Source organism: Streptomyces sp. NPDC002057, from assembly GCF_040296665.1.
Lineage (GTDB): Bacteria > Actinomycetota > Actinomycetes > Streptomycetales > Streptomycetaceae > Streptomyces.
The window spans coordinates 69092-83421 of sequence record NZ_JBEOXR010000010.1 but is presented as its reverse complement, the minus strand read 5'-3'; the positions used below and the strand labels follow the sequence as shown (position 1 = coordinate 83421).

Annotated in this window: 14 protein-coding genes; 8 read left to right on the top strand and 6 right to left on the bottom strand. The window is 72.0% G+C overall.

The window, feature by feature from the left end; translation table 11 throughout:
- Positions 1–98 precede the first annotated feature (98 nt).
- Both ABT129_RS11265 and ABT129_RS11260 read left to right on the top strand, forming a co-directional pair.
- Positions 99–818 (top strand): DUF1707 SHOCT-like domain-containing protein, encoded by a 720-nt coding sequence (locus ABT129_RS11265; protein WP_351899515.1) that lies wholly within the window; start codon positions 99–101, stop codon positions 816–818.
- 324 nt (positions 819–1142) lie between these two features.
- The gene (locus tag ABT129_RS11260; protein ID WP_056551586.1) at positions 1143–1514 is read left to right on the top strand and encodes a WhiB family transcriptional regulator; all 372 of its coding nucleotides are present in this window, start codon (positions 1143–1145) and stop codon (positions 1512–1514) included.
- A gap of 91 nt (positions 1515–1605) precedes the next feature.
- On the opposite strand, the gene glpX is transcribed toward ABT129_RS11260, so the two are convergent.
- Positions 1606–2637, bottom strand: a complete 1032-nt coding sequence (glpX, locus tag ABT129_RS11255) for a class II fructose-bisphosphatase (protein ID WP_351899514.1) — start codon at positions 2635–2637, stop codon at positions 1606–1608.
- A gap of 119 nt (positions 2638–2756) precedes the next feature.
- Between glpX and ABT129_RS11250 the strand changes: the two genes are divergently transcribed.
- Entirely contained in the window at positions 2757–3290 is a 534-nt protein-coding gene (locus ABT129_RS11250) for a DUF4245 domain-containing protein (RefSeq protein WP_351899511.1), read from the top strand.
- A gap of 91 nt (positions 3291–3381) precedes the next feature.
- Here the strand turns inward: ABT129_RS11250 and ABT129_RS11245 are convergent, their stop codons facing one another.
- The 4 genes from ABT129_RS11245 to ABT129_RS11230 form a co-directional block, all read right to left on the bottom strand.
- Positions 3382–3972 carry a malonic semialdehyde reductase gene (locus ABT129_RS11245; protein WP_351899509.1) on the bottom strand — a complete coding sequence of 197 codons (591 nt, stop codon included), beginning with the start codon at positions 3970–3972 and terminating at the stop codon, positions 3382–3384.
- A 495-nt stretch (positions 3973–4467) separates the two neighbouring features.
- Complete coding sequence (locus ABT129_RS11240) at positions 4468–4731, bottom strand: exodeoxyribonuclease VII small subunit (RefSeq protein ID WP_351899507.1); 264 nt, start codon at positions 4729–4731, stop codon at positions 4468–4470.
- A gap of 69 nt (positions 4732–4800) precedes the next feature.
- Positions 4801–6018: an exodeoxyribonuclease VII large subunit gene (gene xseA / locus ABT129_RS11235; RefSeq protein ID WP_351899504.1), complete on the bottom strand. Its 1218-nt coding sequence runs from the start codon at positions 6016–6018 to the stop codon at positions 4801–4803.
- Between the two features lie 149 nt (positions 6019–6167).
- The gene (locus ABT129_RS11230; protein ID WP_351899502.1) at positions 6168–7529 is read right to left on the bottom strand and encodes an APC family permease; all 1362 of its coding nucleotides are present in this window, start codon (positions 7527–7529) and stop codon (positions 6168–6170) included.
- 54 nt (positions 7530–7583) lie between these two features.
- Between ABT129_RS11230 and ABT129_RS11225 the strand changes: the two genes are divergently transcribed.
- Together ABT129_RS11225 and ppgK are read left to right on the top strand one after the other, a co-directional pair.
- On the top strand, positions 7584–8636 hold the full coding sequence (locus ABT129_RS11225) for a 4-hydroxy-3-methylbut-2-enyl diphosphate reductase (protein WP_502981718.1): 1053 nt from the start codon (positions 7584–7586) through the stop codon (positions 8634–8636).
- A gap of 30 nt (positions 8637–8666) precedes the next feature.
- Entirely contained in the window at positions 8667–9410 is a 744-nt protein-coding gene (gene ppgK / locus ABT129_RS11220; protein ID WP_351899497.1) for a polyphosphate--glucose phosphotransferase, read from the top strand.
- A 243-nt stretch (positions 9411–9653) separates the two neighbouring features.
- On the opposite strand, the gene ABT129_RS11215 is transcribed toward ppgK, so the two are convergent.
- The gene (locus tag ABT129_RS11215; protein WP_351899495.1) at positions 9654–10355 is read right to left on the bottom strand and encodes a DUF6542 domain-containing protein; all 702 of its coding nucleotides are present in this window, start codon (positions 10353–10355) and stop codon (positions 9654–9656) included.
- Between the two features lie 161 nt (positions 10356–10516).
- Between ABT129_RS11215 and ychF the strand changes: the two genes are divergently transcribed.
- The 3 genes from ychF to ABT129_RS11200 all read left to right on the top strand — a co-directional run bounded on the left by ychF (position 10517) and on the right by ABT129_RS11200 (position 14328).
- Complete coding sequence (ychF, locus tag ABT129_RS11210) at positions 10517–11605, top strand: redox-regulated ATPase YchF (RefSeq protein WP_351899493.1); 1089 nt, start codon at positions 10517–10519, stop codon at positions 11603–11605.
- A gap of 354 nt (positions 11606–11959) precedes the next feature.
- Complete coding sequence (locus ABT129_RS11205) at positions 11960–12718, top strand: hypothetical protein (RefSeq protein ID WP_351899491.1); 759 nt, start codon at positions 11960–11962, stop codon at positions 12716–12718.
- Between the two features lie 338 nt (positions 12719–13056).
- On the top strand, positions 13057–14328 hold the full coding sequence (locus ABT129_RS11200) for a nucleotide disphospho-sugar-binding domain-containing protein (protein ID WP_351899489.1): 1272 nt from the start codon (positions 13057–13059) through the stop codon (positions 14326–14328).
- Positions 14329–14330: the final 2 nt, after the last annotated feature.

Below are 14330 nucleotides of genomic sequence, written 5' to 3'. Positions count from 1 at the left end.
GACGGGCACCACGCCGGAGTGGCGTGATCGCGTCTTCGTCCACAGGGCACGGCCCCGCCCCCTGGTCGCGATCTATCGCGTTTCGCTAGGCTGGCTCCGTGGACCTCGAAAAGAAGCCCGAACCCGAAGAGCAGCCGCAGCCGCAGCGGTCGGCCCCGCCTGCCGAGAAGGCCTCCGCCGAGACCGTGTTCGCCGATCCGCAGGGCGCGTTGCGGGCCTCGGACGCGGACCGGGACAGGATCGCGGACATCCTCAGGGACGCCCTCGCCGAGGGACGGCTCGACCCGGAGGAGCACTCGGACCGGATCGACGCCGTGTACCGGGCGAAGACCGTCGGGGAGCTGGAGCCGATCGTCCGCGACCTGCCGGGCGCGCGGACCCGCCAGGAGCCCGCGCCGGACTACGGGTACGGCCCGGACGACCCCGACGCCACCCCGGAGAACCTCGTCGCGATCTTCTCCAGCACGACCCGTAAGGGCCGCTGGCGGGTGAGCCGCCGGACGAACGCGTTCGCGCTCTTCGGCAACATCGAGATCGACCTGACCGAGGCGATCTTCGCCCAGCGCCTGACCACCATCAACGCGACGTCGATCTTCGGCAACGTGGAGGTCCGCGTCCCGGAGAACATCAGCCTGCGCGGCAACGGCAGCGGGATCTTCGGCAACTTCGAGGTCGTGACCCTGGAGGGCGTCGACCCGCAGGCCCCGGTCGTCGTCATCAACGGCTACTCGGTCTTCGGGAACGTCGAGGCCAGACCCAAGCGCGGCAAGTGGATCACCGACCTCCAGGACAGGATGCGGAAGCACCTCGGGCACTGAACTCGGGTACTCGGGCGCTGAACTCGGGCGCGGAGTTCGGGCGCTGGGTGGGGTCGCGCGGCCGGGGGCGGGTCCGACACGGGTCCGGGACGGGTCGGTTGGTCCCCGGACGTCGGCTTCGCGCGTCCTGGCCGGATGATCCCGAGGGGTCCGCTCCGTGCGTACGGGCCGGAGATCCCCCGGGGCCCGATCGGGGACTGACCGGAATTCGTCTTCGGGTATCCGCAGTGCGGAACGGCGCGGTACGCAGTGCATAGGCGCGCGCACAGCGGGTAGGGCTGCTGCATCGCCGCTCGCTCGCGAAGCCGTCGTCAGGAGTAGACCGTGCTGCAACCGCCGCATCAGCCCCTCCAGGTCGCCGCCGTCCCCCCTCAGCGCGCCCCTGCCCGGGAGGACGAGGCCGGTCCATGGCACGCGGAGGCGGTGTGTCGCCGCGACGAGGCCGGACTCTTCTTCGCCCCCTCCAAGGAGCCGACGGCCGCGCGGCTCGCGCGTGAGGCGGCGGCCAAGCGGGTCTGCGGGCGCTGTCCGGTGATGGTCGAGTGCCGGGAGCACGCGTTGCTGCAGCCCGAGCCGTACGGGGTGTGGGGCGGGCTGACCGCGGCGGAGCGCCGCGTCGCCCTGGCCCGGCGCCGGCGGCGCGAGGTGGAGCTGAGGAAGGCCGCCGCGACCGAGCGGATCGCCCAGGCGGGCTGAGACGGACCGTACGAGAAGGGGCGCCCCCACCGCACATGGGGGCGCCCCTCTTCGTACCGTCCGACCGGCCGCGTGGGCCGTGACCGTGGACTCAGTTGGCGCGATCGAAGTCGATCTTGCTGTACGCGCGCAGCTTCGAGAGCCGGTGCGTGGAGTCGATCTGGCGGATCGTGCCGGACTTCGAGCGCATCACCAGCGACGAGGTGGTCGCGGTCTCCGAGCGGTAGCGGACGCCGCGCAGCAGCTCGCCGTCCGTGATGCCGGTGGCGACGAAGAAGACGTTGTCACCGCTGACCAGGTCGTTCGTGGAGAGCACGCGGCCCAGGTCGTGACCCGCGTCGATCGCCTTCTGGCGCTCGGCCTCGTCCTTGGGCCACAGCTTGCCCTGGATGACACCGCCCAGGCACTTTATGGCGCAGGCCGAGATGATGCCCTCGGGCGTACCGCCGATGCCGAGGAGCAGGTCCACGCCGGTGCCCTCGCGGACGGCCATGATCGAGCCCGCGACGTCACCGTCCGTGATGAACTTGATGCGGGCGCCGGTCTCGCGGATCTCCTTGACGATGCCCTCGTGACGGGGGCGGTCCAGGATCACGACCGTGACGTCCTCGGGGGCCATGGCCTTGGCCTTGGCGACCCGGCGGATGTTGACCGAGACGGGCGCGTTGATGTCGACGAAGTCGGCGGCCTCGGGGCCGGTGACCAGCTTGTCCATGTAGAAGACCGCGGACGGGTCGAACATGGTGCCGCGGTCGGCGGCGGCCAGGACGGCGATCGCGTTGGGCATGCCCTTGGCGTTGAGCGTGGTGCCGTCGATCGGGTCGACGGCGATGTCGACCTCGGCACCGGTGCCGTCGCCGACCCGCTCGCCGTTGAACAGCATCGGGGCTTCGTCCTTCTCGCCCTCGCCGATGACGACGACGCCGTTCATCGAGACGGTGGAGATCAGGGTCCGCATCGCGTTGACCGCGGCGCCGTCCGCACCGATCTTGTCGCCGCGGCCGACCCAGCGGCCGGCGGCCATGGCGGCGGCCTCCGTGACGCGGACCAGTTCCAGGGCGAGGTTGCGGTCGGGGGCCTCGGGTGAGACCTCCAGCTCGGACGGCAGGGAGTGCTCGGTCATCGGAGCGCACCTTTCTGTACGGCGACGGCCGGAAGGTAAAGAGGGTGATACGACTCTATCGGTACGTCGACATAATGAGCAGAGGGGCCCACGTATGAGCACGGACCCTTGATGCGACCATGGTGGGCGTGGCAGGTATGCGAGGCAGGCAGACGGTACGCGGGATGATCCAGTCCCTTGGGGTGATCCTGGTCGCCGCGGGGGTGATGTATCTCTTCATCCCGCACGACGAGAGCGCCGAACCGGTCAAGGCGAAGGACTACCGGGTCGAGCTCCTGACGGCTCAGCGGGCGGCGCCGTATCCGGTGATGGCGCCCGAGGGTCTCGGCGAGGGATGGAAGGCGACGGTCGTCTCGTACAAGCGCGAGAAGTCCGACGCCTGGCAGCTCGGTTTCCTCTCCCCGGACACCCAGTACGTGGCGATCCACCAGTCGACGGCGGCGCCGAACACCTATGTGCCCGACGTGACCCACCGGGCGAAGAACACCGGGAGGACCCAGACGGTGGCGGGCCAGGTCTGGCAGCGCTGGGAGGGCCCCAAGTACGACGCGCTCGTCCGTGTGGACGGCGGCGCGACGACGGTCGTGACCGGCACGGCCTCGTTCGACCAGCTCGCCGAGATGGCGGGCTCGCTCCGGGCACAGAAGGTCTGAGACTTCGACAGGCGTACGAGAAGGGCCCCGCACTCATGGAGTGCGGGGCCCTTCTCGTACGGCTCGGATCTCGCGTACGGCCTCGGACGGGTCAGACGGTGGTGACGACCTCGTCGAAGGACAGGCGCGGGGAGCGGGGGAACCAGGCGTCCTCGCCGGGCTTGCCGATGTTGACGACCATCAGCGGGGTGTGGTCGGCGTCCAGGAACTCCTTCTGGATGCCGGCGAAGTCCACGCCGGTCATCGGGCCGGCGGCCAGGCCGGCGGCGCGGACGCCGACGATGAAGTAGGCGGCCTGGAGGGCGGCGTTCAGGACGGCGGACTGCTCGCGGACCGGGCGCTCGGCGAAGAACATGTCCTTGGCCTGCGGGAAGTGCGGGAGCAGGGCCGGGAGCTCCTCGTGGAACTCGTTGTCGGCGGAGAGGATCGCGACGAGCGGCGCGGTGGCGGTCTTGGGCCGGTTGCCCTCGGCCATGTGCGCGACCAGACGCTCGCGGGCCTCGGGGGAGCGGACCAGGGTGATGCGCAGCGGGGTCTGGTTGAAGGCGGTCGGGCCGTACTTCACCAGGTCGTAGATCGCCTGGACCTGCTCGTCGGTCACCGGCTCGTCGGTGAACGTGTTGGCGGTGCGGGCCTCGCGGAAGAGGAGATCCTGAGCGGCGGGGTCAAGGGCGAGAGACATGCTGCGTACCTTCCGGACTGCAAAGGGGGGTCGCTCGTACGGGGTTCAAGCGATGTCTCGACAGTACGGCTCGATTGATGAAACTTCAACTAATCCATCCGGATAGTGATCCGCTTCACTCGGAAGTCTACGCCAGACCCCACGCGGACGGGTCGCGGGTCGATGGACGAGGGGGCGCCACCACTGCGGAGGAGCGGCGAGGCGCCCCTGGGGACGGGCCGCCGGTCCTCACATGGGCGGGCATCAGTCCCCACGGGCGGGCGGCCGGCCCTCGCGGACGGGCCGTCGGTCCCCACGGGCGGGCGGCCGGTCCTCGCGGGCGGGCCGTCGGTCCCCACGGGCGGGCCGTCGGGCCCCACGGATGGGGCGTCAGTTCCCACGGTCGGGCGGCCGGTCCCCACGGAGGGGGCGTCAGTCCCCACGGGCGGGCGGCCGGTCATCACAGGCGGGGCCGCCGGTCCCCACCGATGGGGCGCGTCCCCGCCGGCGCGGCGGTTACTCCTCCCCGTCCCCCTCCCGCCCCGCGCCACCCGCGCCGTTCTCCTCCGCCGCGCGCTCCGCCGCGAGCGAGGCGTCGAGGCGGGCCCGCGCCCCCTCAAGACGGCGCCGGCAGACCTTCGCCAGCTCCTCGCCCCGCTCCCAGAGCGCCAGGGACTCCTCCAGGGACGTTCCGCCCGCTTCGAGCCGCCGGACGACCTCGATCAGCTCGTCCCGCGCCTGCTCGTAGCCGAGCGCCGCCTCTTCCGTACCGCTTGCCATCTGCCGCTCCACCCTCCGTGTCCGGTTCTCTCGTCTTCTCTCGCGCACGCCCTCGGCGGCCCCGCTCACTCAGGCCGGATCGGCCACCCGCCGCACCCCGAACTCGCCCTCCGCGACCCTGGCCCGCAGCTCCTCGCCCTCCGCGACCTCCTCCGGGGAGCGGACCACCGTGCCGTCCGCCCGCTGGAGCACCGCGTACCCCCGCTCCATCGTCGCGGCGGGCGACAGCGCCCGGACCCGCGCGCGCGTGTGGGACAGCTCCGAGTCCGCGCGGTCCAGGAGGTGCCCGAGGACGCGCCGGCTCCGGGCGAGCAGCGCCACCAGTTCGTCCTCGCGGACCTCCACCATCCGCTGCGGGTGCTCCATGACGGGCCGCGCCAGCGCGTGCGCGAGGCCGCGCTCCTCCCGGTCGAGGAGGCCCCGTACGGTCCGCAGGGCCCGGTCGCGTAGCCCGCGCACCCGGTCCAGTTCCTCCCCGACGTCCGGGACGACCTTCTTGGCCGCGTCGGTCGGGGTCGAGGCGCGCAGATCGGCCACCAGGTCGAGCAGGGGAGCGTCGGGCTCGTGCCCGATGGCCGAGACCACCGGCGTACGGCACTCGGCGACGGCTCTGATGAGCTGCTCGTCCGAGAACGGCAGCAGGTCCTCGACGCTGCCGCCGCCCCGGGCGACGATGATCACGTCGACGTCCTCGTGGGCGTCGAGCTCCTTGACCGCCTGCACGACCTGGGGGACCGCCTTCACGCCCTGCACCGCCACGTTGCGCACCTCGAAGGCGACGGCGGGCCAGCGGCGCCGCGCGTTCTCCAGGACGTCCCGCTCCGCCGCCGACGCGCGGCCGCAGACGAGCCCGATCCGGTGCGGCAGGAACGGCAGCGGCTTCTTCCGGTCGAGGGCGAAGAGCCCCTCGGAGGCCAGGCTCCGCTTCAGCTGCTCGAGCCGGGCGAGCAGCTCGCCGATCCCGACGGGCTTGATCTCCACCGCCCGCAGCGACAGCTGCCCGCGCGGCGCGTACCACTCGGGCTTGGCGCGCACGACGACCCGGGCGCCCTCGGACACGACGTCCGCGACGGCGTCGAAGACCTGGCGGTAGCAGGTGACGCCGATGGAGATGTCGTACGAGGGGTCCCGAAGGGTCAGGAAGACGACCCCGGCGCCGGGGCGCCGGGACAGCTGGGTGATCTGCCCCTCGACCCAGATCGCCCCGAGCCGGTCGATCCACCCCCCGATCAGCCGGGAGACCTCACCGACGGGAAGCGGTGCTTCGGCGGACGTAGTCAGAGCCATGGACCGAGCGTAACCGCGCGGTACGACATCGTCAGGGGCGCACACGGCGCCGACCTCGGCGCCGACCTCCACGCCGGCCCCGGCGCCCCGCCTCGCGACAACACCTCCGCCCCGCCCCGCGTCGACCTCCGCCCCGCCCCGCGTCGACCTCAGCGCCCCGCCGGGGTTCGCGTCGCGCCCTGGACGGCGAGGACCACCAGGCCCACGCCCAGCCACACCACGCCCACCACCTGCGCCGCCACCGAGGCCTCGACGATGACCGCGATCAGGATCGCCGCCCCGACGACCGGCAGGACGACGTGCTTGAGGAGGTTCGGCGGCCCCTCGGCCCGTCGTACCGCGAACCAGCCCACCACGCTCGCGTGCAGCAGCACGAAGGCCGTCAGCGCGCCGACGTCCACCACCGACACCAGGTGGTCGAGGCCGTCGTCCCGCCGGGCCGCCCACACCGCCGCGATCATCGTCACCGTCGCCGCCACGAGCAGCGCCACCCGCGGTACGCCGCCGTCCGTCCGGGCGAGCAGGTGCGGCAGGCGCCGGTCGCGGCCCATCGCGAACAGGAGCCGGGCACCGGCCGCCTGCCCGGCGAGCGCCGCGAAGGCCGCGCCGATCGCCTTCGAGACGGCCACCAGGTCGTGCAGCCAGCCGCCGACCGAGACGTCCACGGCGTCGTAGAAGGCCGAGCCCTGCTTACCCGGGTCGGCCGCGAGCTCGGCGGAGGAGACCGGTTCGAGAAGCGCGACCAGCCAGGACTGCGCCACGAAGAGGACGCCCGCGAGGGCCAGGCAGAACAGCACCGCCCGCGCCACCTTCGCCGAGCCGCCCGTGACCTCCTCGGCGAAGGAGGCGATGGCGTCGAAGCCCAGGTAGGAGAGGACGGCCACCGACACGGCGCCGAGGACCGCGGCGAGCGAGAAGGAGGCGTCGCCGGTGAGCGGCGACCACCAGTCGCGCTCCGCCCCGTCCCGTACGAGCACCACGATCGCGGAGACGACGAAGACCAGCAGGACGACGATCTCCATCGCGAGCACCGCGAAGCCGACCCGGGCCGCGGCCCGTACGCCCCAGAGGTTGAGCAGCGTGGTCACGACGACGGCGATCCCGGTCCACACCCACCGGTCCACCTCCGGCACGAGCGCCTCCATCGCGATCCCCGCGAAGAGGTAGGCGACGGCCGGGATGAGCAGGTAGTCGAGCATCGCCATCCAGCCGGCGATGAAGCCGGGCCCTTCGCCGAGGCCCTTGCGCGCGTACGTGAAGACGGAGCCGGCCTGCGGCGCGACCCGCACCATCTGCGCGTAACTGAACGCCGTGAAGGCCATGGCGACGGTGGCCACGACGTACACCAGTGCGACCGCGCCGCCCGACTTGGCGTCGAGCGTGCCGAAGACGCCGACGGGCGCCATGGGCGCGATGAAGAGCAGCCCGTAGACGACGAGGTCACGGAACCCGAGGTTCCGTCGAAGCTCCGTGTGTTCCTCGCGCGCCGCCACCTGCGGTTCCTCGGCCATGGCCACAGTTTCGGCCACGGCACCGATCAATCCGCTCACCGACGCGGCCTTACGATGGGACGCATGACTGCAACGCCCGCGTCGACGCCCGATTCCGCCCCCGCGACGAACCGCCCGAAGCGTGTCCTGCTCGCCGCTCCCCGCGGCTACTGCGCGGGCGTGGACCGTGCCGTGATCGCGGTGGAGAAGGCCCTGGAGCAGTACGGGGCGCCGATCTACGTCCGGCACGAGATCGTCCACAACAAGTACGTCGTCCAGACCCTGGAGCGGAAGGGCGCGATCTTCGTCGACCAGGCGACCGAGGTGCCGCCGGGGAACATCGTGATGTTCTCCGCGCACGGTGTCGCCCCGACCGTCCACGAGGAGGCCCGCCAGGGCCGGCTCGCGACCATCGACGCCACCTGCCCGCTGGTCACCAAGGTCCACAAGGAAGCCGTCCGCTTCGCCAACGACGACTTCGACATCCTCCTCATCGGCCACGAGGGCCACGAGGAGGTCATCGGCACCTCCGGCGAGGCCCCCGACCACATCCAGCTGGTCGACGGCCCCGACGACGTCGCCAAGATCGAGGTCCGCGACCCGTCCCGGGTCGTCTGGCTCTCGCAGACCACGCTCTCGGTCGACGAGACGATGGAGACGGTCGACGCGCTGAAGGAGAAGTTCCCGCAGCTGATCTCCCCGCCGTCCGACGACATCTGCTACGCCACGCAGAACCGCCAGATCGCGATCAAGGAGCTGGCCGGCCAGGCCGAGCTGGTGATCGTCGTCGGCTCCCGGAACTCCTCCAACTCGATCCGCATGGTCGAGGTCGCCAAGCAGGCCGGCGTCCCCGCCGCGTACCTCGTCGACTTCGCGAGCGAGATCGACGAGGCCTGGCTGGAGGGCGTGACCAGCGTCGGCCTCTCCTCCGGCGCCTCCGTCCCGGACATCCTCGTGCAGGAGGTCCTGGAGTGGCTCTCCGAGCGCGGCTACGCGGACGTGGAGATCGTCAAGACGGCCGACGAGTCGCTCACCTTCTCGCTGCCCAAGGAGCTCCGCAACAAGGACCTGCGGGCCGTGGCGGAGAAGCTCGGCGCGGGCGCGCCCGCCCCGTCCGCCAAGGAGTAACCCGGCTCCACAGCCCTTACCGTGGGTTCCATGAACGTCTTCGGAGTGGACATCGGCGGCTCGGGCATCAAGGGTGCTCCCGTGGACCTGGAGCGCGGGGCGCTCACCGAGGAGCGCCACAAGGTACTGACCCCGCAGCCCGCCACACCCGACGGTGTGGCGGGCTGCGTCGTGGAGGTCGTGGAGCACTTCGGCTGGACCGGACCGGTGGGGGTGACCTTCCCGGGAGTGGTCACGGGCTCCACCATCAGGACGGCGGCGAACGTCGACCGGTCGTGGATCGACGTGGACGCGGGCACGCTCCTCAGCGACCGCCTGGGCGGCCTCCCGGTGACCGTCCTGAACGACGCCGACGCGGCCGGCATCGCCGAGATGACCTTCGGCGCGGGCCGGGGCCGCAAGGGCACGGTCATCATGCTGACGCTGGGCACGGGCATCGGCTCGGCCCTCTTCGTCGACGGCCGCCTCGTCCCGAACACGGAGCTGGGCCACCTGGAGCTCAAGGGCCACGACGCGGAGACCAGGGCGTCGACGAAGGCCAAGGAGGACGAGGACCTCAGCTGGGAACACTGGGCCACGCGCCGGGTACGGAAGTACCTCGCGCACGTGGAGATGCTGTTCTCGCCGGAGCTCTTCATCATCGGCGGCGGGGTCAGCCGCAAGGCGGACAAGTTCCTCCCGCTGATCGAGGGCATCCGCGCGGAGATCGTCCCGGCGGAACTCCAGAACAACGCGGGGATCGTGGGAGCGGGTATGGCGGCCGGGGCGGCGTGACGCCGGCCCGGAGGCGGCGCGGGGCGGGAAGCTGGACGACCACGGGTACGGGACCCGGTCACGGGTCCCGTACGGGCCGGGCGACCGGGTACAGGCCAAGGCCTCGGGTCCGTACGGGCCGGGTGACCGGGTAGGGGCCGTGGCCTCGGGTCCGTACGGGGCGGGCGACCGGGTACAGGCCATGGCCTCGGGTCCGTACGGGCCGGGCGACCGGGAAGGGGCCTTGCCTCGGGTCCGTACGGATCAGCCCACCGGGCGGCGGCGGGGGGTTCCGCCCCTTCCGCCGGCGCCGGGTGCCTCACCGGTGGGCGGGGCTGTGGCGCGGGCGTGCTGGCGACGCCCGATCTCCCGGACCTTCCGGACGCTCGCGATGAGCCCGGCGACGAGGGTGCCGCCGTACAGCCAGCCGGCGTGCACGGCGAGGGCGGTCACGACGGCCATGGCCTGGCCGCCGAAGCCGCCCGTGCCGCCCGCGATGGGGATGACGCCGACGGCGAAGGCGATGGGGACGCCGATCGGGGCGGTGACGAGGTCGGCGGTGCGGACCCAGAGCGCGGTCAGGGCACTCACCGGCAGGAACAGCAGTCCGTAGACGACGGGGGAGCCGTCGAGGAGCAGCAGGTCGAGGAAGCCCAGCGTCAGCATGACGGCGGAGGCGAAGAGCCCGGCGCCCAGCCCGGTGAGCCGGGGCTGGGGGAGCCGCCGGAGGGCGAGGACGACGGGTGGCACGGGCCGGCCGCCGGGCGTCCGCCCGACGGGCTTGCCGGCCGGTCCCACCGCCCCGGCGCGTTCGACGCGGGCGGCGCCCGGGGTCCGCCGGGTGCGGCCCGTCACGCGGTAGACGGCAGCGCCCTCCACGAGCGCGCCGGGCGGTGCGACCGGCGGCTCGGCGGGGGTTTGCGGCCGTCGGCGGCCTTGCGGCTGACTTGTCCTGTGCTGCTCCACCCCACCAACGTAGGTCGGGAAGGGGCGGGAACAGGGTCCGGGACACGCCCTTTGGGTGACCTTGCCCCCGAGAACGACCGAAGGTCGGCGTCACTGGCCGGTTCGGCCCGCCCGTAAACTGGGGGATCGGCCCCCCGTCCACACTTCAGGAAGTCGCCACCGTGTCGCTCACGATCGGAATCGTCGGTCTGCCGAATGTCGGCAAGTCGACCCTGTTCAACGCCCTGACCAAGAACGACGTGCTGGCGGCCAACTACCCGTTCGCCACGATCGAGCCCAACGTCGGCGTCGTCGGCGTCCCCGACCCCCGGCTGACCAAGCTCGCGGAGATCTTCAGCTCCCAGCGCGTCCTCCCGGCGACGGTCGACTTCGTCGACATCGCGGGCATCGTGCGCGGCGCGAGCGAGGGCGAGGGTCTCGGCAACAAGTTCCTGGCGAACATCCGCGAGTCGGACGCGATCTGCCAGGTCATCCGCGCCTTCAAGGACGAGAACGTCGTCCACGTCGACGGCAAGGTCTCGCCGAAGGACGACATCGAGACGATCAACACGGAGCTGATCCTCGCGGACCTCCAGACGATCGAGAAGGTCCTGCCGCGCCTCCAGAAGGAGATGCGGATCAAGAAGGACACGGCGCCCAAGGTCGCGGCGGTCGAGGCCGCCCAGGCGATCCTGGAGAAGGGCGACACCCTCTTCTCGCAGGGCATCGTCCAGGGCTCGGAGAAGGCGGAACTCCTCCACGACCTGCACCTGCTCACCACCAAGCCGTTCCTCTACGTGTTCAACGTGGACGAGGACGAGCTGACGGACGACGCCTTCAAGGCGGAGCAGAGCGCGCTCGTGGCCCCGGCGGAGGCGATCTTCCTCAACGCCAAGCTGGAGCAGGACCTGGCCGAGCTGGACGAGGAGGACGCCATGGAGCTCCTCCAGTCCGTCGGCGCCGAGGAGCCCGGCCTGGCCACCCTCGCCCGCGTCGGCTTCGCCACCCTCGGCCTCCAGACCTACCTGACGGCCGGCCCGAAGGAATCCCGCGCCTGGACGATCAAGCAGGGCGCGACGGCCCCCGAGGCGGCCGGTGTCATCCACACCGACTTCCAGAAGGGCTTCATCAAGGCCGAGGTCATCTCCTTCGCCGACCTCGTCGAGACCGGCTCGGTCGCCGAGGCCCGCTCGAAGGGCAAGGCCCGCATGGAGGGCAAGGAGTACGTCATGCAGGACGGCGACGTGGTGGAGTTCCGCTTCAACGTCTGACGGTCTGTGACACCTGTGCCCGATTCGCCGGTTGGCGGGTCGGGCACAGTCGTGAATGGGGGCGGACGCCGGGTCGTTTCGGTTGTTCGACATATGGAGGACAGCTCCATCAGGGAAAGGGAAGGCCCGCTACAGAGGATTGACAGGGGGTGGGGGACTTCCTTGCCCGGTGTCGAATCCGCGAAATACATTCGTCCCAGTCGAGACGGGGGCAACATGGCACGCGGATACGGCACGGTACGGACGCCCTACGCGGTGGTGGACCTCGGGGAGTGTGAGGGGGTCGCCTGTCGCGGGGTGTCCGGGCGGCGTCCCGGGATCGCCGGGGCGGGGAGTCGGCTCTGTGGTGCGTGTGTGTCCGGGCTCACCGGTGGGCTGGCCGGGATGCCCCGGCTGTACGACGAGTGCGGGCTGCTCCTCGGGGGGTCCGACCGGCCGCGTGAGCGGACGTCCGGCGGTGGGTCGGTGCCGGGGTTGCCGTTCAACACCGCGGCGGCCGAGGCCCGTTCCATGATCCTCGGCGTGCTGCGTTCCTGGGCCGGGCTCGTCGTGGGGGAGCGGGGTGTCGCCGCGCCCCGGGACACCGTGGCCGGTGTCGTCGGGTTCCTGGTCCGGCACGCCGGGTGGCTCGCCGCCCACGAGGCCGCGGGCGAGTTGTCGGCGGAGGTGGCGCGCGCGGTGCGGCGGGCGCGGTACGTGATCGATCCCGCCCCCGGCCGGGGCATGCGGGTCGGGACGTGCGTCGTGGCCGGCTGCGAGGGTGTTCTGACGGCCGTGGCGCGTGTCGGCCGGGCCGATTCGCCCGTCGAGGTGGGCTGCGCCGCGGTCCCCTCCCACCGGTGGTCCGCTCAGGAGTGGATGGCGCTGAGCGGCGGCGAGGGGGCGGCCGGTGCGGCGGCGTCCCCCGCCGGTCCCGATGTGGCGGCGCCGGCGCCGGTGGTGCGGTGGCTCAGCGCGCGGGACATCGCGTTGCTGTGGGGGGTTGCCTCCGGCAGCGTGTACCGCCACGCCAGTGAGCAGCGGTGGCGGAGGCGTACCGGCAAGGGCCGCACGTTCTACCACGAGGAGGACGTCCTGCGGTGTCTCGGGGCGCGTGCCACGGGTCGCTCCTGACGGAGCTTCCCGCGCGGAGCGGGAGTGGGCGGGTACGGCGTCGGCGCCGTGCCCGCTTTCGTATTTCCGTGGGCGGGCGGACCGGCGGGCGGCGTGAATACTCGGTGTTCCCACCTGGCACTTAACCGTTCTCTGACTCAGTCCTGTCGCTGCTTTGAGAAAGCGCCGTTGACATTCTTCGGCCCGTCGAAGAAGCTGTTCACTAACTTCCTCAGTACTGTGCCGATTCGCCGGTAGAGGTAATTGACGGGCCTTTCTGGATTTTGTTTTCCGGGCCCGGGTCAACGGTTCCATTTCTTTTGCGTGCGTCGACATCCACGACAGCCAGAGGCATTCACATGCGGATTCTTTTCGCGGTCGCACCGCTGACCGCCCATCTCTACCCCAGCGTCCCGCTGGCATGGGCGCTGCAGAGCGCCGGGCACGACGTGCGGGTGGCCGGCAACACCGGTCTGGTCGGGGAGATCACCGCGGCCGGGCTCACGGCGGTCGGGATCGGTGAGCCCGACTCGCCGCTCGCGCCGATCACCGACGAGGAGCTGGACCGCTTCAGCGAGGCCCTCGGGTTCGAGCCCGGCTCCGACTTCGACCGGCTCTGGCGGGCGACCCGTTACTACCTGGTGGCCGCCTACAAGCGGTACCACCCGGACGCGGAGGGCCGGCAGGGGCCCGCCGACAACCTGGTCGAGGCCGCCCGGAGCTGGCGGCCGGACGTGGTGGTCTGGGATCCGGCGTGTCCGGTGGGCGCGGTCGCGGCGCGGGAGTGCGGGGCCGCGTCCGTGCGGATGCTGTGGGGGCCCGACTACTTCGGCTGGATCCGCCGGACCCTGGCCGGGAGGAAGGGCGATCCGGTGTCCGCGGCGGGTGCGGAGAGCGATCCGCTGGCCGCGCTCCTGGCGCCGGTGTTCGGGCGGTTCGGTCACGACTTCTCCGACGACCTGCTGTTCGGGGACGTCACCGTGGACCCGATCCCCGCGCAGCTGCCCGGGCCGGAGGGGCTGCGCCGGATCCCGATGCGCTGGGTGCCGTACACCGGGGCGGGGCCGGTGCCCGAGTGGCTGGCGCGGCCGCCGGAGCGGCCGCGGGTCTGTCTCTCGCTGGGTGTCACGGGGCGCGCGGTCCACGACGGGCGGGACGAGCGGGTCGCGGCCGTCCTCGAAGCGGTGGCGGACCTCGACGTCGAGGTGGTCGCCACGGTCAACACGGCCCAGCTGGGGCCGGATCCCTCCGTCCCCGACAACGTGAGGATCGTGGACTACCTCCCGCTGACCCAGGTGATGCCGACCTGCTCGGCGGTCGTCCACCACGGCGGTTTCGGCACGTTCTTCGCCGCGGCGGCCCACCGGGTGCCCCAGCTGATCGTGGGGGAGGACCTGGGGAGCGCGCTGAACAGCACCCGCTACCTGGAGTCCAGGGGCGCGGGCGTGACCCTCCACGCCGACGGCCTCTCCGCGGCCGAGGTGGGCAAGCAGCTCTCCAGGCTGCTGACGGAGCCGTCGTTCCGGGAGGGGGCGGCCGCCGTCCACGCGGATCTCACCGCCGCCCCGGGGCCGGGTGAGCTCGTCCCGGTCCTGGAGCGGCTCGCCGCGCGGCGCCGGGACCGGGGCTGACG

Bases quoted from the DNA above. Each gene is read 5' to 3' on its own strand.
- ABT129_RS11240 (WP_351899507.1), bottom strand. From the start codon at position 4,731: ATGGCAAGCGGTACGGAAGAGGCGGCGCTCGGCTACGAGCAGGCGCGG.
- xseA (WP_351899504.1), bottom strand. From the start codon at position 6,018: ATGGCTCTGACTACGTCCGCCGAAGCACCGCTTCCCGTCGGTGAGGTC.
- ABT129_RS11245 (WP_351899509.1), bottom strand. From the start codon at position 3,972: ATGTCTCTCGCCCTTGACCCCGCCGCTCAGGATCTCCTCTTCCGCGAG.
- ABT129_RS11250 (WP_351899511.1), top strand. From the start codon at position 2,757: ATGGTGGGCGTGGCAGGTATGCGAGGCAGGCAGACGGTACGCGGGATG.
- ppgK (WP_351899497.1), top strand. From the start codon at position 8,667: ATGAACGTCTTCGGAGTGGACATCGGCGGCTCGGGCATCAAGGGTGCT.
- ABT129_RS11200 (WP_351899489.1), top strand. From the start codon at position 13,057: ATGCGGATTCTTTTCGCGGTCGCACCGCTGACCGCCCATCTCTACCCC.
- ABT129_RS11225 (WP_502981718.1), top strand. From the start codon at position 7,584: ATGGGACGCATGACTGCAACGCCCGCGTCGACGCCCGATTCCGCCCCC.
- ABT129_RS11230 (WP_351899502.1), bottom strand. From the start codon at position 7,529: ATGGCCGAGGAACCGCAGGTGGCGGCGCGCGAGGAACACACGGAGCTT.
- glpX (WP_351899514.1), bottom strand. From the start codon at position 2,637: ATGACCGAGCACTCCCTGCCGTCCGAGCTGGAGGTCTCACCCGAGGCC.